The organism is Desulforhabdus amnigena, from assembly GCF_027925305.1.
Taxonomy (GTDB): Bacteria; Desulfobacterota; Syntrophobacteria; order Syntrophobacterales; family Syntrophobacteraceae; genus Desulforhabdus; species Desulforhabdus amnigena.
In genome coordinates this window covers 3,333,288-3,355,730 of record NZ_BSDR01000001.1, presented here as the reverse complement: position 1 = coordinate 3,355,730, position 22,443 = coordinate 3,333,288, and the positions used below count along the sequence as shown (strand labels likewise).

Sequence of the window (22,443 nt, the reverse complement as noted above, 5' to 3'; positions counted from 1 at the left end):
TAAGCACAACGTGTTCTCATCGCCATCTAAGAAAGAACAGAACCAGCAGAACGTACTTCGTTTCACCTCCCTTTTGCCTTTAGGATCCATAAATTGTGAAATATATGACCAAGAAAAAAGGAATTTTAAAAACGAACGACAAAGATTGGAGTCGAGAGAAAGGACAACTGGATAAGCGCGAATACCGCTCCCCGCTTGCTCTTCTATGACGAGTTGTCCGTTTGGAAAGAATGCTGCTCGAGCTTTGCACTGGAAGATTGGAGAATACTACTTTTCACAAGTGCTTCCAACCTAGATAAAATGTGAATCCTTGTCAAGAAGAAAAGAAAAGTGCAAGCGGTCCCAATGTATCACCTGTAAAGAAAATTTCCATCATTGGGGAAAAGAAAGGGAGACAAAGGGCTATTGTTCAAAACCCTGTTGAAAGAATGTTCAAAAACTGTTCAAAACATGTCGAGAGAATGTCAAATAACGATTGCACAATACACTCACTGTCCAATCCGTTCGGTTTTTGTTCAAGAATTGTTCAGAAATATTATATGTAAAAACAAGAGGATAATAAACTTTTTGACATTTGAACATGCTCTTATTAAGATGATGATCCTTTATATAGAAAAAAACTCTTAATAAAAACACTTCCGGCAAGCGTTGAGGGCTGAAGAATGAAAGTCCAGGTAAGCAAGGGAATTCTAACGCAAGTTTTGCAGAAGGTACAAAGCATTACCGAAAAAAAGACCAATATGCCCATTTTATTCAACACATTGCTGACGGCATCCGATCGTCAGGTCATTGAATTCTCTGCTACGGATCTGGAATTGAGTCTTTGGACGCAAATGGAATCCCGGGTAGATTTGCCGGGCAGTACTACCGTATCTGCACGCAAACTTCTCGAGATCGTCAGGGAGCTGCCTGATGAAAATATCTCTCTGGAGCAACTCCCCAACGATAAATTGTTGATTCAATCCGGACGCGCCCGTTTTGAACTTTCGACCATTCCTTCCGAAGATTTTCCCCACATGAACTTTTATCGCGATATTGATTTTGCCCAATGCGATGCTTCCATGCTGAGGACCTCTTTGACCAAAACCCTTTATGCCGTGCCTGTGGAAGAAGATCCTTTCAGCATCGCCGGCCTCTATTGGCATCCAGTGGAACCGAATTCTTTTCGATTTGTCTCTTCCGACGGCCATCGCCTGGCCTACTATCAAACAGGGGAAGATTCTTTTTCTCAACTCGAACTGGGGAGAGGAATTATCATCCCTCGCAAGGGGGTGCAGGAGGTTTTGAAGGTCCTGGAAAAGGAAGAAGAAATCTCCATGGCCATCTATGAAAACTGCCTGGTGTTGAAAACCCCTAATACCATGCTCAGTATTCGACTTCTTGAAATGGAGTTTCCTGACTACCAACTGATCATTCCCGACGAAAGGCCTTTCTCTTTTCTGGTGGACCGTGAGCCCTTCTTTCACGCCTTGAAACGCGTGGCAGTTCTCACCAACCAGAAATGGCGCCATGTGCGCTTCATTATATCTTCCGGCATCTTGGAGTTGGAGGCGGGAAATCCCGAGATGGGGAGGGCTCAAGACACTCTGGATATCGAGTATGAAGGCGAAAGCTTCACCGTCGCTTTCAACATAAAATACGTGATGGATACGGTACAAACCATAGAGAGTCCTCAGGTGCGCTTCGAATGGGTCGATCAGTTTCACGGAGGGGTCTTTTTGAGCTCCGAAGATACCGCCTATCTCAGCCTGATCATGCCCATGGTGGTTTGATGTATGCTGTGTTCGTTGCGAGCATATGTTGTGATATGGCAGGGAAGTTCTCACCATCTTCCGGATCCGACGTCCATGCGCTGGCGGAGTCCGAAAGATCCTTACAAAATCAGGAATGGATCTGTAACTATTACTTATATCTTTGAAGTATATAATTTTTCGTGATTTTTCCTCTTTTTCCCTTGAGCCCGGCCGGTATTTCTCCTCTCACTCCACGCCATGCATTTTCCGCTTCTTTCCAGGCGGTGCAACCCTTCCGTTTCGCTTGTATTTGCCGAAAATGAATTGAAAAAATTCAGGAAACAGGTTAGATTTATGAGTTTCAAAAAACTATTCAATGGATTCTGCATTCAACAAGAATTACTTCCTTTTTTCTGTAGGGAAAGCTTTTTCGGGTTAGATAAAAAAAACAACCAACAGAGTTGGAAATCGAGGTTTGGGTATGTCAGATTCAAGTCCGGGCGCTAACAGTTCTCTGGAGCAGTACAACGCTCAAAAGATTACAGTCCTTGAAGGACTCAGTGCGGTTCGCAAGCGCCCTTCCATGTATATTGGAAATGTTTCCTCGGAAGGATTGCACCATCTGGTATATGAAGTCGTAGACAACAGTATCGATGAAGCGCTGGCCGGATTTTGCAATCACATTCAGATTCAGATTCATTCGGACGATTCCGTCACTGTAGAGGACAACGGTCGCGGCATTCCCGTCGACCTGCATGAAAAGGAAAATATACCGGCCGTGGAAGTGGTCATGACTAAGCTCCACGCTGGAGGAAAATTTGACAATTCCACGTACAAGGTTTCCGGGGGACTCCATGGTGTGGGCGTTTCGGTGGTCAACGCTTTGAGTGAATATCTCGAAGTGGAAATCCGCCGTGAAGGGAAGGTCTATTTTCAGCGCTATGTGAGGGGGGAGCCCAGGACTCCCCTGGTTGAAAAAGGTGAAACGCAGAGGCGGGGCACCCGCATCACCTTTAAAGCCGATCCGCTCATTTTCAGTGAAACGGAAATGAGCTTTGATGTTTTGGTGCAGAGACTGAGGGAGCTGGCTTTTCTCAATCCAGGGGTCCGTATTGATCTGTCGGACGAAAAAACCCTTAAGGACAGGAGTTTCTGCTACGAGGGAGGGCTTACTTCCTTTGTGGAATTTCTCAACAAAAACAAGGAACCTCTCCACCCGGAAGTGATCAAGTTCAGCGGGGAAAAGCAGGGAGTCGCCATCGACGTGGCTCTGCAGTACAACCAGACCTACAATGAAAAGATTTTCACTTTTGCCAATAACATCAACACGAAAGAAGGCGGATCCCACCTGGTGGGCTTCAAGGCCGGACTCACCCGTTCCATCAAGCAGTATGCGGTTCAGACGAAAATGGCAAAGGTGGATCTCGAGAAGCTCTCTGGAGACGACGTTCGTGAAGGATTGAGCGCCATTGTCAGTGTGAAACTGTCGCAGCCCCAGTTTGAAGGACAGACCAAAACCAAGCTGGGCAACAGTGAAGTCAAGGGTCTGGTTGAAAACCTGGTTTATGAAAAGCTCTCCATCTTTTTCGAGGAAAATCCCAAAGTCATCAAATTGATCCTGGACAAGGTCCTGGAGGCTGCGAGAGCACGGGAAGCCGCCCGGCGGGCGAGGGACCTCACGCGGCGCAAGGGGGTTTTGAGTGACCATTCGCTGCCTGGAAAACTTGCGGATTGCCAGGAAAGAGATCCCGTAAACAGTGAAATTTTCATTGTGGAGGGGGATTCCGCAGGGGGATCGGCCAAGCAGGGGCGAGACCGGAAGTTTCAGGCGATTCTTCCCCTGAGAGGAAAAATCCTCAATGTGGAAAAAGCGCGTTTCGACAAGATGCTCGAGAACCAGGAAATCCGCAATATGATTGCGGCATTGGGGACCGGTGTCGGAAAAGACGAATACAATCCCGATAAGCTCCGCTATCATAAGACTATCATCATGACCGATGCCGATGTGGACGGTGCCCATATTCGAACACTTTTGCTCACTTTCTTTTTTCGCATGATGCCCGAACTGATCGAACGGGGAAACCTTTTCATCGCTCAGCCTCCTCTTTACCGAGTGGCGGTGGGCAAACAGGAATATTACCTGAAGGACGAAGATGAGCTGAATGCCTTCCTTTTGAAAAGAGCGGTGGAAAAAAGGGAAGTCTATTTGTCCGGCCAGGGAGGGCCTCTTCCTTCGGAGCAATTGATTCAATTGATGAAGACTTTCTCCCGGTACGAAGAGCTGCTCGAACGGCAGTCTCAAAGGGGAATACCCGGAAAACTGATGGAAGAAATCCTTAAGATCGCCAGTGAAAACCGGCTTTCCATGTCGAATACCGATTCCATGTCCTTGCTCAAGGCCGAGCTGGAGAAGCTCGGATATGAGATTCTCTCCATCGAACTGGGCGAAGAAGAGCAGGGGTACGACCTGGAACTGTGGGATCCCCGATCCGTCGAGGGACAGGTTCGCATTCGGCTGGAGAATCGCCATCTCCAGTCTGCAGAGTTCAAGAGGCTTCAGGAACTTTACGCTCAACTGGAGATATTTCACCAAACGCCCTACCGGGTCAGGGAAGCTCAGGGAGAGGAAAAGTTCGATCATCCGAGGGCGCTTTTTCAATATCTCATGGAGGAAGCTCGGAAGGGGACGAGTCTTCAGCGTTACAAAGGGCTGGGTGAAATGAACCCGGATCAGCTTTGGGAAACTACCATGAATCCGGAGAAGCGCACCCTGCTTCAGGTCAGAATCGAAGATCAGTACCAGGCGGACGAACTTTTCACGACTTTGATGGGGGATAAGGTGGAACCCCGCCGGGATTTCATTCAATACAATGCATTGGATTTCAGGGAACTCGATATTTGATGGTCTCGTAAAAGATCCCGAAAGGCGCTGTTTCGTTATTCCGGAGAGAGCCGGAATCCGGTGTTTTTTAGCGGCTTGCCTCCATGGACCCCGGTTTTCACCGGGGTGATGCCTTCTTACGAATTCATCATATCTTACGAATTCCCTCTTTCGTGGAAGCGGCGTTGAAAAAGTCTCGCGAGAGGCTCATGCTCATAGGAAATTTTTAGATGGATTTAAATTCAATCAACATCGAAGATGAAATCAAGCTTTCATATCTCGATTATGCCATGAGTGTCATCATCGGGCGTGCCATTCCGGACGCCCGGGACGGCCTGAAACCCGTCCACCGGCGTATCCTGTACGCCATGCACGAACTCAGGAACGACTACAACAAGCCATACAAGAAGTCCGCCCGCATTGTGGGTGATGTCATCGGTAAATACCATCCCCACGGGGACATGGCTGTCTACGACGCCCTGGTGCGTATGGCTCAGGATTTTTCCATGCGCTACCTACTGGTGGACGGGCAGGGAAACTTCGGTTCGGTGGACGGAGACCCTCCCGCAGCCATGCGTTACACGGAAGTGCGCATGCACCGGCTCGGTCACGAGTTCATGCGGGACATAGAAAAGGAAACCGTCAGCTTTCAACCCAACTACGACAATTCTCTTCTGGAACCGACGGTTCTGCCCACCCGCGTTCCGAACCTCTTGCTGAACGGATCTGCGGGCATCGCCGTGGGCATGGCGACGAATATTCCTCCTCACAACCTCCGGGAACTCTGCCGGGGCCTGCTCGCCCTCCTCGATGATCCTCAGATCAGCATCAGTGAACTCATGCGTCACATCCCGGGGCCTGATTTCCCGACGGGGGGGTTTATCTACGGGCGCAACGGCATCAAGGATGCTTACGAGACGGGGCGCGGCATCATCAAGATGCGGGCACGGGTGGAAGTGGAGGAGTCGGGAAAAAGAAACCACCTCATCATTACGGAGCTTCCCTACCAGGTCAACAAGGCGCGGTTGCTCGAACGCATCGCGGAGCTCGTCAAGCTGAAGAAAATCGAGGGCATCCAGGACATCCGGGACGAATCGGACCGGGAAGGGATGCGGGTCGTCCTGACCCTGCGACAGGGAGATGAACCCAAGGTCGTTGAAAATCAGCTCTACAAACACACCGCCCTCGAGAGCAGCTTCGGGGTCATCATGCTGGCGGTGGTGGACAACAAGCCGGAAGTGCTCACTCTCAAGGGGCTGCTGCAGAACTTCCTGGATTTCAGACGCCAGGTGGTCATCAGGAGAACTCAGTACGAGCTCAAGCAGGCGGAAAAACGCATTCATATATTGGAAGGCTTGAAAATCGCCCTGGAAAATCTGGATGAAGTCATTCAGCTGATCCGGGCCGCACCCAGTCCCCCGGAAGCCAAGCGGAAACTCATGGAGCGCTTCGAGTTTACAGATGTTCAGGCCCAGGCCATCCTGGACATGAGGCTGCAGCGGCTGACAGGGCTCGAACGGGAAAAAATCATCGAGGAATACAATCAGCTGCTCAAGGAAATCGAACGGCTCCGTCAGATCCTGGCTTCACCGGTTCTGCTCGATGGAGTGATTCGCGAGGAGATCAAAGAACTTGTGGATCAATATGGGGACCTGCGCAAAACGGAAATCGTGGCCGAAACTGGGGATATCTGCATCGAAGATCTCATTGCCGATGAGGAGATGGTGGTCACCATCTCCAGGGCCGGGTACATCAAGCGGACTCCCGTGGCGCTTTACCGCAGCCAGAAGCGGGGAGGAAAAGGCCGCAGCGGCATGAGCACCCGGCCGGAAGATGTGGTCACCACGGTGTTTACGGCTTCCACTCATGATTATCTCTTGGTGTTTACCAATCGGGGGCAGGTGTTCTGGCTCAAGGTCTATGAAATACCTGAGGTGGGTCCTTCGGCCATAGGAAAAGCCGTCGTCAACCTGCTGCCGCTGCAGGAAGGTGAAAAGATTCAAACCATTCTGCCCGTCAGAGAATTCAAGGAAGGGTTGTACGCCGTCATGGCCACACGCAACGGCATTGTCAAGAAGACGGAACTGGCCGCTTACGGGAATCCGCGTTCCACGGGCATCAAGGCTATCGTGCTGGATGACGACGATGAGCTCATCTCTGTTGCCATCACAGACGGCAGCCGCCATCTTTTCTTCATGAGCAAGTCGGGGAAATCCATTCGCGTGGACGAGCAGGAATTTCGGCCCTTGGGGAGAGTGAGCCGCGGTGTAAGGGGAATGAACCTGGACGGCAGCCAGCTGGTGGGGATGGATGTCATCGATCCGGGCAAGTCGATGCTTGTGGTGACGGAAAACGGCTTCGGCAAGCGTACAGCCAATGAGGACTACCGCCCCCAGAGCCGCGGAGGCAAGGGGGTGTTCAATATCCGCATTACCGAACGCAACGGGGATGTCATCGGTTTTCGCCAAGTGGCGGAAGAAGATGACATCCTGCTCATCACGGACAAAGGACATCTGATTCGTTTCCCTGTTGCTCCGCTGAGACTCATCGGGCGAGTGACTCAGGGAGTCAAGCTCATGGGCCTGGACGAAGGCGAGAAAGTGGTGGATATGACGGTTTTGACGGAATCCGACGATTCAAAGGAAGAAACGGAGGTTTGATGGAACATTCAGGACCTATAGGCGTTCTTGGTGCTGGGGCCTGGGGAACCACTCTGGCGCAATTGCTGGCGGAGAAAGGTTATCCGGTGGATTTATGGGTTTATGAGGAGGATCTCTGCGGCATCATTCGGGAGACTCGCGTCAATGAATATTACCTTCCGGGTTTTGTCTTGAGCGAAAACCTCGTTCCGCACAACGATCTGGAAAGTGTGGTGAAAGACCATGATCTGCTCGTTATGGTGGTTCCTTCCCACGTCTACAGGCAAGTGGCCGGCCGGATGCTTCCTTATCTCAAGCCCGGCGCCATGGTGGTGAACGCAACCAAGGGAATCGAGAATGAGACACTCCTGACCATGTCCGGCATATGGAAAGAGATCCTTCCGGATCAGGACTTCATTCACGAGCTTTCTCTCTCCGGGCCGTCCTTTGCCCGCGAAGTGAGTCAGAAGATTCCCACCGCTGTCACCGTGGCCGGCGATACCATCGAAGCAGCCCAGTACGTTCAAAGGATCTTTTCAACGGATTATTTCCGGGTCTACACCAGCCTGGACAAGGTTGGCGTGGAACTGGCCGGCGCTCTCAAAAACGTCATCGCCGTCGCCGCGGGCGCATGCGATGGCCTGGGATTTGGACTCAACAGCCGTGCGGCTCTCATCACACGTGGATTGGCTGAGATTTCACGCCTGGGCGTCAAAATGGGGGCCCATCCTCTCACCTTCGCCGGCCTGGCGGGCATGGGAGATCTCGTGCTGACCTGCACGGGGGATCTCAGCCGCAATCGCTCCGTCGGCATGCAGTTGGGGCAGGGAAAGAAGCTGAAAGAAATCCTGGAAGGAACCCGTACTGTTGCGGAAGGAGTCAAAACGACGCGCTCCGCTTATTTCCTGGCTCGGCGGATGGAAGTGGAAATGCCCATCACCGAAAGAGTCTATCAGGTCCTCTACGAGGACAAAGATCCCAGGACAGCCGTTCAGGAACTGATGGGCAGGGACCTCAAACACGAATTGGAACATGCGTAATATCTGGATATTGTTTTGATGTGAGACCGAATCCGTTGGACCAATAATTATTGGTTCAACGGTGATTTTTAGTGTATATTGAGATCATCTCCAATTTCTTGTACCTGTGGCCAGGGTTGAACGTCCGGTATTCACCAATCATCCGATTTTCGTGGAGTGATCTCATGGCCGAAAGTACTCTTTCAACTTTGAACGCCGAAGAAAAACCGCGAAGTGAAAGCATATTTCAGAATTTGGGTTCGATCATTTACGACCGGGTGAAAGACAAAAAGGAAAAATACAGGCACTATAATCTCGAACGCGTTCAAGAGGAGGCTTTTGCCACTTTTTTTGACCTGGCTCAGGAATACACAAGCATCGATGTTCTCTACCTTATCAGTGTGGCCGTGCCCAAAGAGTTTCTGGGGCTCGAGAGCGCTCTTCACATCCTAGATTTCAAGACATCCAGGCTGGAAAAAGTCTGTGACAGTGTGCAAGGGTTGATTCCCCCGGAAAAACGGGTCCAATCCGGATTGAATATTCTGGAGCACCCCTATGAAACTCATAACTGCATGATTTTTCCCATTCGTGGAAACGAAGCCCTCACACAATTGATTCCCTTTCTCAGTAAAAGCCCTATCCTGGGGCTTTTCGAAATATGTCCCAAAGAGGGGATGGATACCAAGAGGCGGTTCTTTTTGGAAAAGTTCACCAACCGCATTGGTTTCAACCTGCATCAGAAAATGCTTATTCAGCAGAATATCAATCACTTGAAATTCATCAACCAGCTGGTTTCCGATATCGAACACAACGTGATATCGCCCAACATGTATTACAGGCTCTTTCTGATTCGCCTGAAAAAAAGCCTCGTTACCTATGGGCAGGCGCAGGAAAGACTGGGGAATCTGCTGGGGTCCGTCAAAGACCTGGACGAGGGGCTTTCCAGGGAATTGAGTGAAATTTGTCAGTGCATTCAACGCAACAATCAATCCCTGGAAGAAGACTGGAAAGCGCTCTCCAAACATTATGAACACACGAGTCTCTTTCTTGAAACCCTTTTGAGGCGTGACCATTTCGAGAAGGGCACGTATGTTTTGAGAAGGCAGGTCTGCAATTTCAGAGCGGAAATCATCGAGCCCCTTTTAGAACGTTATATTCCCATCTTCGAGAAAAAGAAGATCATGATCGACAATCTCCTGGAAAGCGTTCCCGACGAAGAGGTGACATTGTTCGTAGATAAGGGGCTCATTTCCCAGGTTTTCGACAACCTCTTTTCCAATGCCGTCAAATACGTGCAGCAGGTGGAAGACGAATTGGGAAACAAGATAAAGCTTCTTTCCTATAACCGGCAGATCCTCAAAGACTTTTTCGGTAAAGGCATCAACGGCTTCCGGTTCAACTTCTTTACCACCGGCAAGCCCCTTTCAATGGAAGAGTCTCGAAAGATTTTCGAGGAAGGATACCGTGCGGCATCTGCGGGAAAAGAGCGGGGGACGGGTCATGGATTGAGTTTTGTGAAAAATGTGGTGGAAATTCACGGGGGCAGAGTGGGGTGTGAACCCCAGAAATTCGGAAATCTTTTTTATTTCATTCTACCTCTGAAGGGGTAGCTTTCAAAAAATTGTTCATGGGATTTTTACCCATCCTTTTCTCCAGACGATATAAAAGGCCGTATGACTCGTAACGAATCATACGGCCTTTCTGCTTCCAGGATCATCTATCTCGGTTTTGGATTACAAATCCGAGGTGAGGGGTTACGAGCAGGAACCACCACATCCACAACTGCTGCAACCGGATGTGCAGGGTGACACTGTGGGTTTATCGTTGACTTCTATAACCTGAACGTCAAAGGTAAGGCTCTTTCCCGCAAGAGGGTGATTCAAGTCGAGAATGACGGAGTCCGTTTCGATGCTCTTGACAGTAGCGGGGAACTGCCCCTCTTGAGAGCTCTGCAAAACGATGACCTGCCCCACTTCAGGCTGAAAATCATCGGGAAAATCCGAGCGCTGAAAGCTTTTCTCGAGGCTGTCGTCGCGTTCTCCATATGCTTCGGAAGCTGCAAGCGTAAAAGTCTTTTTTTCATTGGCGCTCATGCCGATCAGGGCATTTTCGAAACCGGGAATCACTTCACGCGATCCGATATGAACCTCGAAGGGCTCACACCCTTCGTTGGAATCGAAAACATCACCATTGTCGTACTTGCCGGTATAAAGCACCTTAACATAATCGCCGTTTTCTACCTTTTTCATTCTTTTCTCCTTGAGAGTGATCATAAAAAATCCATACTGCGGTTTACATTGCCTTCATCCGGAAGAGCGATTGATTTTCCAAGGTGCTGAAAATAAACGCAAATGATTCGACAATGCCGGTACCAAGTGTGACCATAAAATAGGGTGCAGGCTGGTAGAAGTCAAGATAACATGAATCGCCGGTTGGGGCAATTCCATGGAATTTTCAGATGTTGAACAGAGTGTGAACTTTGGGGGCAGCCCTTGGCTTGAGGCGGGTGTATGCTGGAGATCCCGCCTGTGGGAGAAGTTTTTACCCGTTACGGGTTCAACAAGAAAATATACAGACCATCAACCCGGTGCGGATGAAGACGCCGCCGAAGGTAGTTCTTCCAGGAAGCTGTCCAAAACCTCCCTTGCTTCCCAGAGATTTTTGACATCATTCAGGATGACGGTCACGGCATAGAGATCCCCCTGTGGGCCGGATACATAGCCCGAGAATCCCACGACATCCTTGAGAGTTCCCGTTTTTCCGCGAACGGTGACTCCCGAATGGCGCAGTCTTCTCCTGAGAGTCCCTTCATTGGAATTCATGGCGAGGGAGGAGATGAATTCCGGGGTTATGGAAAAATCCCGGTATGCACTTGTGAGTACGCTGCAAAAAGCCCGGGGGCTGACATGGCAGTTGCGGCTGAGTCCCGACCCGCTGTCCAGCAGGATCTCGTTTCCCGGCACCCCCAGCTGTTCGAGGGTGTTTCGAATGACGGAGACTCCCTTGTTCACGCTGCCCGGCGTACCCACGACTCCGGCTCCGAGGCTTCTCAGAAGCATTTCGGCCATGAAATTGTTGCTGTAGCGGTTCAATCCGAACAGCATGTCTCCAAGGGGTGCGGATTCGTACGAAGCGATCTTTTTGGCTCCCGGCGGTACGGTTCCCGTTCCGGGAATTTTCCCGAGGACGTCGATACCTGCCTGCTTCAGGAGCATGCTGAAGGAATGAGCGAAAAAAGCTGCCGGGTCATCCACATTGACCCGGTATTGACGTCCGCCTTCCGAACCGATGGGCAGGTTGCCCGACAACTGGTAGATTTCGTGGCCGTCTCTGGTCAAACCCCGGGATTTGAGCTGAAGTTGCAGTTTGGAACCGGATGATCCGGTGGTAGCCATATTCTGCACTTCAATGTAGTCCCCCGGCGGAAACTGGCTGACTTCGACCGGAGCCCCCGCTTTCTCACCGGGAGTGATGTTCAGAGTGACCGTGTTGAACTCCATGGCCGTGGCGGAAACGACCGGATTGTAGCTGCGGTCGCATTTTTCATCCACACAGATGTGTTCGGATGGAGGAAAAAAGAAGCTGTTGTCCACAATGATTCTACCACGGATGGTCTGAATGCCCTGCTCTTTGACTTTTTGGGCCAGCGTCCAGGCTTTTTCGCTCAAAAGGTAGTTGTCACCGTCGCTTCGAATCCAGATATCGCCCGCCAGGGTGCCTTGCTGAGGTGCAGCCATTGCCCAGATTTCCGTATTGAAATGGTGAAAGGGACCGAGCGTCTTGAGGGCGGCGTAACTGGTAAGAACTTTGACGAGGGATGCGGGTACCAGGGTGTTCCGGGATTTGTGTTCCCACACTTCATGCCCCGATGGGAGCGCAATGACCTGTAGACCGAACTGCCCCGAGGTTTTTTGAAAACGGTCGATGAACGACCCGTAAAAACCGTCGGAAGCCTGGCTCGCGAAAACCGTTGCCGAGAAATGGAACAAAAAAACCAGGATCGGGACTGAATAAAGAAATCTGAAACGCTTCATGCCGAATCTCTTTGAATGTTCGAGTTCATCGCGAGGTTTTTTTTCCTTTTTTCTTATCCGCAGATTACGCAAGTAAATGTGACATTGTCACATTCACCACGGAGGCATAGAAATTACGGAGGAATCCCATAAGAATTCCAAAATCTTCTCTGTGTCTCCGTGGTGAATAACGGGATATTGGAATCCGCCAACTTCCTCAGCATACATGGATTAGGGTTGCAACTGCGCGAAGACGTCCCAGAAGGTGGGAAAGGATTTGGCCACCGATTCCGCCCCGTGAATTTCAACACCCTTCACACAAAGCCCCGCCAGGGCGAAGGCCATGGCGATGCGGTGATCGTCGTGGGCTTCCAGGCCCGTATCGGGAGTGTGGGCATGCCCTCCATCGATTTCCAGACCGTCGGGGAGTTCCCGAACCGGGACTCCGAGTTTGCTCAATTCCATGGCCACCACGTGGAGGCGGTCGGATTCCTTGACCCTGAGGTGCGCCACATTGCGGATCCGTGTGTGACCTTCCGCGAAGGCTGCCAGTACCGCTATGGTGGGAACCATGTCGGGCATTTTGTTCATGTCGAGATCCACGGCCTTCAAGCGCTCGGGGCCCGAAACCGTGACGCCTTCCTCTTCCCACTGCACGCGGCATCCCATATTTTCCATGACTTCCAGGAGGCGGCAGTCTCCTTGGGAGCTGCCGGGAGAAATGGGATGGGTGTAGACTTCCCCTTGAGTCAGGGCAGCGGCAGCCCAAAAGTAGGATGCCGAGGAACAATCCCCTTCCACCGTGTACTTCAATGCGGGGTAGGGCTGTGGGGCCGGAACGATGATCCGGTTCGTGCCCGACCAGCGGTACTCGATTCCCACTTCTTCCATCATGGAAAGGGTGAGAGCCACATAGGGGAATGAGGCTATGGGTTCGTGCCATCCCACGCGCATTTCTTTCCGGGCGCAGGGAGAAGCGATGAGGAGAGCCGAAAGAAACTGGCTGCTCTGGCCGGCATCCACCCAGACTTCGCCTCCCGCAAGCCCTCGGCTGATGATCTTGACGGGAGGATATCCTTCCTGCCCCAGGCACTGACATTGCACACCGAGGGTCTTCAGGGCCTCCAGAATGGGGCCGATGGGGCGCTCCCTCAAGCGGGGACTTCCGTCGAAGAGGAATTCCCCGGTTCCCGTAGCGGCCACGGCCAGGAGAAGCCGCGTGCTGGTGCCGCTGTTGCCGAGGAAAATGGGGCCATGGGGCTCTTTCCACCGCTTTTGAGCCGGAATCACCCGGACAATTTGTTCTCCCCATTGCATTTCAGCACCCAATTGCTCGAGCGCTTTGGCAGTGAGGAGGGTGTCCTCGGCCACCAGGGGATTTTTTATTTGACTCTCTCCCTGGGCCAGAGCCGCCATAAGCAGGGCCCTGTGAGTGACGGATTTGGATCCAGGAAGGCGGATCCGTGCCTTGACGCGGGAAACGGGTTCAATTTTTTTGATGGTTTTACTCATTTTCAAGAGCCCTCTTCAAAGTATCTCTCATGACCTGGATTCCTTCACTGGGAAGATGCTGCAGTCCCAGCCACCATTCCAGCTGGGCCACGCCCTGGTGCAGGAGCATCTCCAGTCCGGGAACCATTATGCAGCCGGCTTTTTGAGCCGTCAGCATGAATGGGGTCCATAGAGGCCGGTAAACCGTGTCCAGGACCACCATGCCCCGTTGAAAAAAAGATTCGGGAACGAGAGGTGAAGATTCCTTTCCCATGAGGCCGGCGGAAGTGCATTGAACGACCACCTGAAAGCCGTGATCCTCTGGAGACCGCTTCAGTTCATCGAGCGGAATGAAATCGCAATGAAAGGCTTCGGCCAGAGCTTCTCCGCGCTTAACCGTGCGGTTGCTCACGGTCACCGAAGCTCCGCTCCGTTTGAGTCCATAGGCCACGGCCCTTGCCACGCCTCCCGCGCCCAGAATCAGGGACCTTTTGCCTTCGAGGGAAGTCACCTGTTCCAGGGATCGGTTGGATCCGAGCCAGTCGGTGTTGCAGCCTTCCCACCCATTTTCCAGACGCCGCAGGGTGTTCACCGCTCCTATGGCCTGTGCTGTGTTATCCACAGCCTTTGCCAGGCGATAGGCGGTTTCCTTGTGAGGCAGCGTCACACTCATCCCCCGGATTCCCATGCGATGCAGGGTCTCCAGGTCTTCCTCGAGGGCATCCACCTCCAGGGCGACATATACACAGGCCATGCCGAGCTTCAGAAAAACCGCGTTCATCATGGCTGGGCTCAGACTGTGAGCCACCGGGTTTCCTATGACGGCGAAAAGATCCTTTTGAACGGGACGGATCATAAAAAAGCTCCGTTGTATGTTGTTGAATTAAAAATTCAAATTCCCACTTTGAGGAAGGCAGAGGGGGACTCTCAAAACATCTCCCCCTTCAATCCCCCCTTCGAAGGGGAAATTTCGCGGTATCCATCTCTTCCAGCCAGTTGCCTGTTTCCAGGATGGTGCGCATTTCAGCTGCCGTGAATTGTCCCGGTGCGGCCACTGAAGGCCCCGGCAGCTGCACGTATGTCCATGGACTTCCGAGAGGCAGGCAGGCGAATCTGCTCCAGCGCCCCGCCGGGCCCATACAGAATGCAATGACTTCCATGCCCAGTTCCTGGCGGCCGAAAGGGATGAGATCCAGTACCCTGAGATTGTCTTCCGGCGCGTGGGCGAGGGTCACGATCTTGAGCACATGAGGCTTTTTGATGGCCATTCTCTCTGCCAAGCGCTGCAAAGTCAGCCGGTCTGGCGTTCCGGAAAAAACGTGGTGCGAGAGAAGCGTCCGAGTTCCCCTGGATTTGAATTCTTCCACGATGCTTTCCGGGGTGTCCTCCTCGAGATCCACCCATTCGGCTCCGGCCCCCACGGCCTTTCGAAGCACCTCCAGGCGGAGTTCTTCATTCATTTCGAGTACTCCCCCCTCTCTCACAGGCCTGTTGGTCACCAGAACGGGAAGCCGCGGTTCCGTGGAAAGAAAACCCAGAGCCTCCAGCGTTTTTTTCAGGGAATGCTTTTGAATGAAGATATCCAGGCGCCACTCCAGGAGGTCCACCTGGTCGTTGGTGAGCAGTTTTGGGATTTCCTCGATGGGAACATCCAGCAGACAGCCACATAAGGCAGTTTTTCGTTTCATGGAAACAGCGCTTTCGTTTTCTGAACTTCCTGTTTCGGCCTCTATCCCTGCCGGTCCGACTGACGCAGCTTTTCTTTTTCGAAGCGGATGGGAAGCTTGGGGTCTCTCTTGGGGTAAGATCCCAGTACCTTTAGAAAAGTGACTTTGGTCCGGAGTTCGTCCAAAGCCTTGTGCACGTTTTCGTCTTCCACATGCCCTTCTATATCGGCATAGAAGAGGTACTGCCAGGGAAAAAGGCGGTTGGGGCGCGATTCGATCCGCGTCATGTTGACATGGGCATCTGAGAAGGCTTCCAGAGCGGCATGAAGGGCTCCGGGCTGATCTGAAACCGCAAACAGCAGGGAAGTCTTGTCGCTTCCGGTGGGAGGGTTCAGCTGGCTCGAGAGGGCCAGAAAACGGGTAGTGTTTCCCGCCTGGTCCTCGATACGGTCGGCCAGGATGTTCAGGCCGTAATGATGAGCCGCGTAAAGGTTGCAGATGGCGGCCCCGATGGGGTCCTTCTTTGCCATCTGGGCCGCCTGGGCTGTGGAGGTGCTCTCATAGATTTCAACATGGCGCAGGTTTCCCAAAATCCAGCGCCTGCATTGCTCGATGGCCTGGGGGTGCGCATAGAGATGTTTCAGATCCGCGATGGAACTTGACGTGCTGCAGAGATTGTGAGCGATTTCCAGGTAGCATTCTCCCACCACGCGCATTTCCGATTCGTAGAGGAGGTCCATGCTGCGGCCGACCCCTCCCTGCAGGGAATTTTCGATAGGGATGACCGCCACGTGCACTTTTCCTTTGAGAACGGCTTCGAACACATCTTCCAGCGTGGAACAGGGAATGTAACGGGCGGAATGTCCGTAGAGGGAAAGGGCCGCCAGGTGAGAGTAGGTCCATTCCGGGCCGAGGTAGGCCACCTGCAGAACATACTGAAGCAGCCTCGAGGCTGCAAAGATTTCCCTGTAAATGGCCCGCAGGGATTCTGCGGCAATGGGACCGGGATTGGCCTTGGTGAGGCGTTCGAAAATGAGTTCCTCCCGGCCGGGATGGAAAAGAGGGACTCCTTTTTCCGCCTTGAAGCGGCCGACCTCGCAGGCAAGCTCCATGCGTTTGTTCAAGAGCTTCAGAAGCTCCGTGTCCACCTCGTCTATCGCTTCTCGTAGTGCTGTCAGTCGGTCTTCCACAATCATTTCTCCCAAATGGTTTCTTCCACTTTCATCCCGAAATGCCGTCCGGCTTTTTCCATGGCGACCAGAACAGAATCCCCGGGCTTCAGATCCACAACGGAAACAGCCTGTCCGTCAGGGCTCGAAAGGCGGATGGTCTCCGCATTTTGCAACAGAATCGATCCCTTTATCTCCCGGCAAACGGCTTCAATGAGCAGCAGGGGTCTGCGTTCTATCTTGACGCGGCCGACGGTGGCGGTTTGGGTTGTCCCGTTCGCACGCACGATGAGGACGGGATCTCCCGAGGCAAGCTCGCTCAAATACCTCGTGCGTCCGTCGGGAATCTTGACGTAGGCGTGAACAGGTCCTGCGTTGACTCGGAAAGGGCGGGGAGCCACGTAGGGATTTACCTTGGCTTCGGCCTGAACCAGAAAAAGAAAGGCGCTCGAGTTTCCCACGAGCACTCCTTCACCTTCCTTCATGAGGGTGCAGGTATCGATGCAAACGCGATCCCCCAACCCTACCGAACGGATGTTTTCAATGGTGGCCGATTCAAGCGTTTCGTTTTCGTTTATTTCTTTCACCCGTTTCAAAAGTTTTTTCAATTCCCCGGGGTCCAGGGCATGTATAGCCACGCCTGCCACTCCTTTTTCCAGAATGCCCATGGCCAGATCGACCTCTTCGGTGGAGTGAACCGGCACCAGGAGGCGGCCGCCCCGAGCCACAAGGTTTTCCAGGGGAATCACTTCCCAATGCCGCTTGCTGGGAATTTCGCCCTGCGCTTCATCAACATTGGGGGTTCGAGCTTCCAGAACGACGGGCCCCTGAGGGAGCAGTCGGGCGATGCGCGCCTCGTCTTCCGGGGAATTGAGCGGTTCGAAAAAGACATCCTTTCCCGGCTTCAAGTCTCCGTCTGAGCCGATGGTGGCGATTCGGCCCAGAGCTTTGACCCTTTCCTGGCAGCCCGGCGGAATCACCAGGGCGTCGGCACCATTTTCAAGAGCGGTAGTCACCATCTCTTTGGACCATTCATCGATGTAGACCCAGGCTTCTTTCAAAGGAGTTCCCCCACGGATTGAAAGGTAAAAAGGTTCAGCACCATTAGTATGTGCGCCATGCGATGATGCTAAAAAACAAAAAAGCCGCAGGCTGAACCTGCGGCTTTCTGAAGACTTACTCTCGGGTTTTCTAAATTACAGGCAGGTCAGCGCAACTCTCCGCTTGCGGGAAAATAATAATAAAAATAATAATCGAAAAAAGCCTGACCTGTCATTTTAAAGCTGCATCCTCTTTGATCGTGATGAACATACCTGTTAAAAATGTTTGGATAGAATAAAAGGGTACCACGAAGACTGTCAAGAAAATTGTGATGCATTCTCAAATCAACTCCTCGTAAATGTCCACAATGAGAATTGCAATGAGAACCGCCGAGTGGGATGGACAAAAGCCGACAAGAGCAGTATAGTTAATTCAATTGTTTAATGTATCATTTGAATCAGTTACATCCCGTGAATCAGTTACATCCTGCTCTCGACCCTGATTGCCTTCTCTGTCCGTATTTGCGAGATTTCTTTTCGCTCGTGAACTGTTGAAATATTTTGCATCCGATCCATTTTCCAGCCGACCGTCGCCCGCGACGAGGCATTTGGCTTGACGAGGGCGCAGAAAGTGAGGAAGCCATGGCAGTACTCAAAGATTTCATTAGAATTTCGGACACCATTTGGGAGCTTCCCATAACCTATAAGGAAGGAATGCGCGTTCCGGCGAGGATCTATGCCACCCAGAAACTCATGGAAAACATGGACGAGGGCGTTATCGACCAGGTGACCAACGTGGCGACGCTTCCGGGTATCGTCAAATACGCTTATTGTATGCCCGATGGCCACTGGGGGTATGGTTTTCCCATCGGGGGCGTGGCCGCCATGGATTTGAAGACGGGGGTCATCTCTCCGGGAGGTATCGGATTTGATGTCAATTGCGGTATGCGGCTCGTTCTCACCAACCTCACCTACGACGAAGTGAAGCCGCAGCTGCGAAAACTGGTGGACAGGCTCTTTGCCCGCGTTCCATCGGGGGTAGGGGGCAGTGGGTTTGTCAGGATATCCCAGGATGAGTTCCGGCATGTCCTGGAACAGGGGGCTCGGTGGTGCATCAAAAATGGATACGGCTGGCAGGAAGACCTGGAACGCACCGAGGAGCGGGGATGTATTTCCGGGGCGGATTCCTCCAAGGTGAGCAATAAAGCCATCGAGCGGGGCTTCAAGCAGATCGGGACTCTCGGTTCCGGAAACCATTACCTGGAAATTCAGGTGGTCAGACCGGAGAACGTATTCGATCCCCAGTTGGCCAAAACCTTTGGAATCACCCAACCCGAACAGATCGTGGTCATGTTTCACTGCGGCAGCCGGGGGTTCGGGCACCAGGTGGCGACGGACTACCTCCAGAGTTTCCTCAAAGTCATGGAAAAAAAATACGGTATCAAAATCCTGGACCGGGAGTTGGCCTGTGCGCCGTTTTTCTCCCCCGAGGGACAGGACTACTTTGCGGCGATGAAATGCGCCATCAATATGTCTTTTGCCAACCGGCAGGTGATCCTGCATCGAGTGAGGGAAGTCTTTGCGGAGGTTTTCAATAGGGACCCTGAAGATTTGGGGATGCACCAGGTTTATGACGTGGCGCACAATACGGCCAAAGTGGAAGAGCATATTGTGGACGGAAAGCCCCGCCAACTGCTCGTCCATCGCAAAGGTGCGACCCGCGCTTTTGGCCCTGGTGCCGCTGAGCTGCCTGAAATCTATAAAAAAACCGGACAGCCCGTCATCGTGGGAGGGAGCATGGAAACCGGTTCTTATCTGTTGGTCGGAGTGGAAGAGGGGGCGCAGACGTTTTTCAGCACGGCCCATGGGAGCGGTCGTACCATGAGCCGGCATCAGGCCAAGAAGCAGTTCCATGGGAAGAAGCTGCTCGAGGATATGGAGCAGCGGGGTATTTATGTAAGGAGTGTTTCCTTTTCGGGGCTGGCCGAGGAAGCAGGCCCTGCCTACAAGGATATCGACGAGGTGGTCCAGGCCACGGAGCGTTCCGGCATAAGCAAGAAAGTGACCCGGTTTATTCCCATCGGGAATATTAAAGGATAGGAGATGCAAGGGATTGGAAATGCCCGATCTTTCGCCGACAGAGAGTCGGGGTGAAGGCTGATCCAGGAGAAGTCATGCAACCGAAAACACCCATCATACTTGTAACGGGTTCTTTGGGCAGCGGAAAAACGACGCTTCTGAAGAGGATTTTAAGAAAGCCGCAGCGGCGAATGGCTGTTCTCATGAATGAATTCGGAGAAATTGCCGTAGACAGTAAGGTGATTCAGGGACGCAACGTTCAAATCGTCGAACTGCTGGGCGGATGTGTCTGCTGTTCTCTGACGGGGGAATTCGAGGCGGCTGTCAGGGAAATCATCCATGATGTCCAACCGGAATTCATCATCGTCGAGGCGACCGGTGTGGCCGAATCGGATGCCTTGGTGTATGGCATACAGGAAAACCTGCCCGAAGTGAGATTGGACTGTGTTGTTTTCATTGTGGATGCTTATCTGAGCCACAGGTACCCTCATATTGGATATACTACCCTGAACCAGCTCAAGGTGGCTGACGTCATTCTCATCAACAAAATCGATCAGGTGACGACGGATGTGGTGAATCAGGTGGAAAATCAGATCAGAAGATTCAATGCGGGCGCCATGTATTTCAGAACCATGGGATGCGATGTGGACACGAACCTGCTTTTTGGACTGGAAACGGAGGAAAGACCCTCCTTGCCCAGAACGCCCCATGGGGAAGCCCCGTTACAGTCTTTTGCATACACGACCGATGCCCGCCTGGATGAGGAAAAGTTCAGATATTTCATCTCCGCTTTGCCCCCGCTGGTTTTTCGGGTCAAGGGTTTTGTGCGATTTCATGATACAGACCATATTTTCAATTACGTGGTGGGACGCGCTGACCTGGAGGAATTCCACGCCGATAAGACGCAGCTGGTCTTCATCGGCCGGCATTTGAATGACATGCGCCAGACCATTCTGGAAGATCTCAAGGAATGCGAAGTAAAAGAGTAGTATAGAGACTATTGGAATTCTTGATTCCGGAAAGCAGCTTTCATATGCCCTTCAAATACCTGGAAGACATTGCAACTGCGGATGTGGCCTTTGAAGCCTGGGGGAAAACCCTGGAAGAGATGTTTGTCTCCGCGGCCGACGCCACAATGAATACCATGGTAACGGACCTCGACACCATCGATGCGAAGGAGGTGCGAAAGTTTCGGTTGGAATCCTACGCCATCGATATGCTGCTCTTCGAACTGCTGCAGGAACTGATTTTCTTCAAAGACGCCCAAAATCTCCTGCTCCGTGTTCCCCGGGTGGAGGTGCAGGGGGAGGAGGGCCGCTTCACGTTGAGTGCGGAAGCCTACGGAGAAGAAATCAACCCCGAAAAGCACGATCTCATCGTGGACGTCAAGGCCGTGACTTTACACCGCTACCGGGTGGAAAAGACACCGCTCGGTTGGGAATGTACCGTTATTCTGGATGTCTGAAGCTTTCGAACATTAAACCAAAACCTCCATTGTGCCTGAAATTTCCAGCCGACGACTATCCGCACTTCTGAAACGACTGTAGCGAGAAGCTGCGTTCCTGCCTTCGTAGTCCGTATATAATCCGTATATAAGCGTTTCAATATATCTTTACGTGTGTCTATCCACTTGTAGACGTAAGCCCATAAAGGATTTGAGTTTTCGCGGTGGGAGTATTACAAATGCGCTCGAAGGATGTCGAATATCATGAGAAAGTATACATCTAGATTACAGCGCATATTAAAACTGGCTATAGAGATCAAATGCCAGCCCCGGCAGTCTCTTCAAGATCTCATTGCCAGGGTGGGTGTCAGCAGGGCTCAGTTTTACAAGGACCGGGAGTTCCTGAAAGGGCTTGGATTCCAATTTCATCATGACCGAAAAAATGACTGTTTCGTTATCGATCAGGACTGTTACCTTCCAGCCGAAGACCTCAGTTTGAGCGAGAGGTTTGCCCTGATCATGGCGGTCCGCCAGCTCTCCACAACAGGAGATTATTTTCTCAGCTACCACGGATTCCTCGCGGCCCGAAAACTCATCAGCGGCCTCCAGGGCCCTCTGCGCGAATCAGTCTCCAATCTTTTTGACGACCTGGTGTTTCGAGAAGGTTTTGGTTGTGACGCCGCTGTTCTTGAAAAACTTCAACTGGCGATTTCCGAGAGCCGCCGTGTCCGTATCCGATATCAGAAACCTTCCGAGTCCGAGACCAGCGAATATGAAATAGATCCCTATTCCATTTTCTTCAGAAAAAGATCTCTTTACCTGGAAGCATTCTCTGTGAAGTCAAAGGAAATAAGAACTTACCGGGTCAGCCGTATGCGAAAAGTGGAATTTACGGCGATGCATTTTCAAAGGCTGGAGGGCTATGACTTCGCAAAACGCAACCGGTCCGTCTTTTCGGTCTTCGGAGGGGAAGAGCCTCAAAGAGTAGCGGTGCGTTTCAATGCTCATGCCAGGCCTTATATCGAAGAATCTCTCTGGCACCATTCCCAAAAAATTGTTCCTTCCGGGGATGGAGGCATCCTTCTCACCGTGGAAGTGGCTGAACCCCGGGAAGTCCTCTGGTGGGCGATGGGATGGGGCGCCGATGCGGAGATTGTAGAACCGGCCTGGCTGCGAGAAGAGGCGAGGGAATCGGTGAAGAAAATGTCCGAGTTGTATGGGTGAGTTTGCATTCGCGGGATTGAAGCACGTCATACGGACGGAACGAG

The 22,443-nt window shown here is 52.0% G+C and carries 16 protein-coding genes; 9 read left to right on the top strand and 7 right to left on the bottom strand.

Annotation, left to right across the window (positions count from 1 at the left end):
* The first annotated feature begins 662 nt into the window (after positions 1-662).
* The 5 genes from dnaN to QMG16_RS14285 all read left to right on the top strand — a co-directional run bounded on the left by dnaN (position 663) and on the right by QMG16_RS14285 (position 9,882).
* Complete coding sequence (dnaN, locus tag QMG16_RS14305) at positions 663-1,772, top strand: DNA polymerase III subunit beta (RefSeq protein WP_281795286.1); 1,110 nt, start codon at positions 663-665, stop codon at positions 1,770-1,772.
* A gap of 442 nt (positions 1,773-2,214) precedes the next feature.
* Complete coding sequence (gene gyrB, locus QMG16_RS14300; protein WP_281795285.1) at positions 2,215-4,635, top strand: DNA topoisomerase (ATP-hydrolyzing) subunit B; 2,421 nt, start codon at positions 2,215-2,217, stop codon at positions 4,633-4,635.
* Between the two features lie 209 nt (positions 4,636-4,844).
* Positions 4,845-7,274, top strand: coding sequence for a DNA gyrase subunit A (gene gyrA, locus QMG16_RS14295; RefSeq protein WP_281795284.1), 2,430 nt, complete (start codon positions 4,845-4,847; stop codon positions 7,272-7,274).
* Positions 7,274-8,293: an NAD(P)H-dependent glycerol-3-phosphate dehydrogenase gene (locus QMG16_RS14290; RefSeq protein WP_281795283.1), complete on the top strand. Its 1,020-nt coding sequence runs from the start codon at positions 7,274-7,276 to the stop codon at positions 8,291-8,293. The genes gyrA and QMG16_RS14290 overlap by 1 nt, the downstream gene beginning before the upstream one ends.
* Positions 8,294-8,457: 164 nt before the next feature.
* The gene (locus tag QMG16_RS14285) at positions 8,458-9,882 is read left to right on the top strand and encodes a sensor histidine kinase (RefSeq protein WP_281795281.1); all 1,425 of its coding nucleotides are present in this window, start codon (positions 8,458-8,460) and stop codon (positions 9,880-9,882) included.
* 144 nt (positions 9,883-10,026) lie between these two features.
* Here the strand turns inward: QMG16_RS14285 and QMG16_RS14280 are convergent, their stop codons facing one another.
* The 7 genes from QMG16_RS14280 to QMG16_RS14250 all read right to left on the bottom strand — a co-directional run bounded on the left by QMG16_RS14280 (position 10,027) and on the right by QMG16_RS14250 (position 17,673).
* Positions 10,027-10,521 carry an FKBP-type peptidyl-prolyl cis-trans isomerase gene (locus QMG16_RS14280; RefSeq protein ID WP_281795280.1) on the bottom strand — a complete coding sequence of 165 codons (495 nt, stop codon included), beginning with the start codon at positions 10,519-10,521 and terminating at the stop codon, positions 10,027-10,029.
* Positions 10,522-10,851: 330 nt separating this feature from the next.
* A complete protein-coding gene (gene dacB, locus QMG16_RS14275; RefSeq protein ID WP_281795278.1) occupies positions 10,852-12,306 on the bottom strand; it encodes a D-alanyl-D-alanine carboxypeptidase/D-alanyl-D-alanine endopeptidase in 1,455 nt (484 codons plus the stop codon).
* A gap of 210 nt (positions 12,307-12,516) precedes the next feature.
* On the bottom strand, positions 12,517-13,797 hold the full coding sequence (gene aroA, locus QMG16_RS14270) for a 3-phosphoshikimate 1-carboxyvinyltransferase (RefSeq protein ID WP_281795275.1): 1,281 nt from the start codon (positions 13,795-13,797) through the stop codon (positions 12,517-12,519).
* The gene (aroE, locus tag QMG16_RS14265) at positions 13,790-14,632 is read right to left on the bottom strand and encodes a shikimate dehydrogenase (RefSeq protein ID WP_281795273.1); all 843 of its coding nucleotides are present in this window, start codon (positions 14,630-14,632) and stop codon (positions 13,790-13,792) included. The genes aroA and aroE overlap by 8 nt, the downstream gene beginning before the upstream one ends.
* An 88-nt stretch (positions 14,633-14,720) precedes the next feature.
* The gene (locus QMG16_RS14260; protein WP_281795271.1) at positions 14,721-15,464 is read right to left on the bottom strand and encodes a type I 3-dehydroquinate dehydratase; all 744 of its coding nucleotides are present in this window, start codon (positions 15,462-15,464) and stop codon (positions 14,721-14,723) included.
* 41 nt (positions 15,465-15,505) lie between these two features.
* Entirely contained in the window at positions 15,506-16,639 is a 1,134-nt protein-coding gene (gene pheA / locus QMG16_RS14255; RefSeq protein WP_281797088.1) for a prephenate dehydratase, read from the bottom strand.
* A complete protein-coding gene (locus QMG16_RS14250; protein WP_281795269.1) occupies positions 16,636-17,673 on the bottom strand; it encodes a 3-dehydroquinate synthase II in 1,038 nt (345 codons plus the stop codon). The genes pheA and QMG16_RS14250 overlap by 4 nt, the downstream gene beginning before the upstream one ends.
* A 621-nt stretch (positions 17,674-18,294) precedes the next feature.
* Between QMG16_RS14250 and QMG16_RS14245 the strand changes: the two genes are divergently transcribed.
* The 4 genes from QMG16_RS14245 (at position 18,295) to QMG16_RS14230 (ending at position 22,399) form a co-directional block, all read left to right on the top strand.
* A complete protein-coding gene (locus tag QMG16_RS14245) occupies positions 18,295-19,752 on the top strand; it encodes an RtcB family protein (protein WP_281795267.1) in 1,458 nt (485 codons plus the stop codon).
* Between the two features lie 74 nt (positions 19,753-19,826).
* Positions 19,827-20,720, top strand: a complete 894-nt coding sequence (locus QMG16_RS14240; RefSeq protein WP_281795265.1) for a CobW family GTP-binding protein — start codon at positions 19,827-19,829, stop codon at positions 20,718-20,720.
* 44 nt (positions 20,721-20,764) lie between these two features.
* A complete protein-coding gene (locus QMG16_RS14235) occupies positions 20,765-21,196 on the top strand; it encodes an archease (protein ID WP_281795263.1) in 432 nt (143 codons plus the stop codon).
* A gap of 243 nt (positions 21,197-21,439) precedes the next feature.
* Positions 21,440-22,399 (top strand): helix-turn-helix transcriptional regulator, encoded by a 960-nt coding sequence (locus QMG16_RS14230; RefSeq protein ID WP_281795262.1) that lies wholly within the window; start codon positions 21,440-21,442, stop codon positions 22,397-22,399.
* Positions 22,400-22,443: the final 44 nt, after the last annotated feature.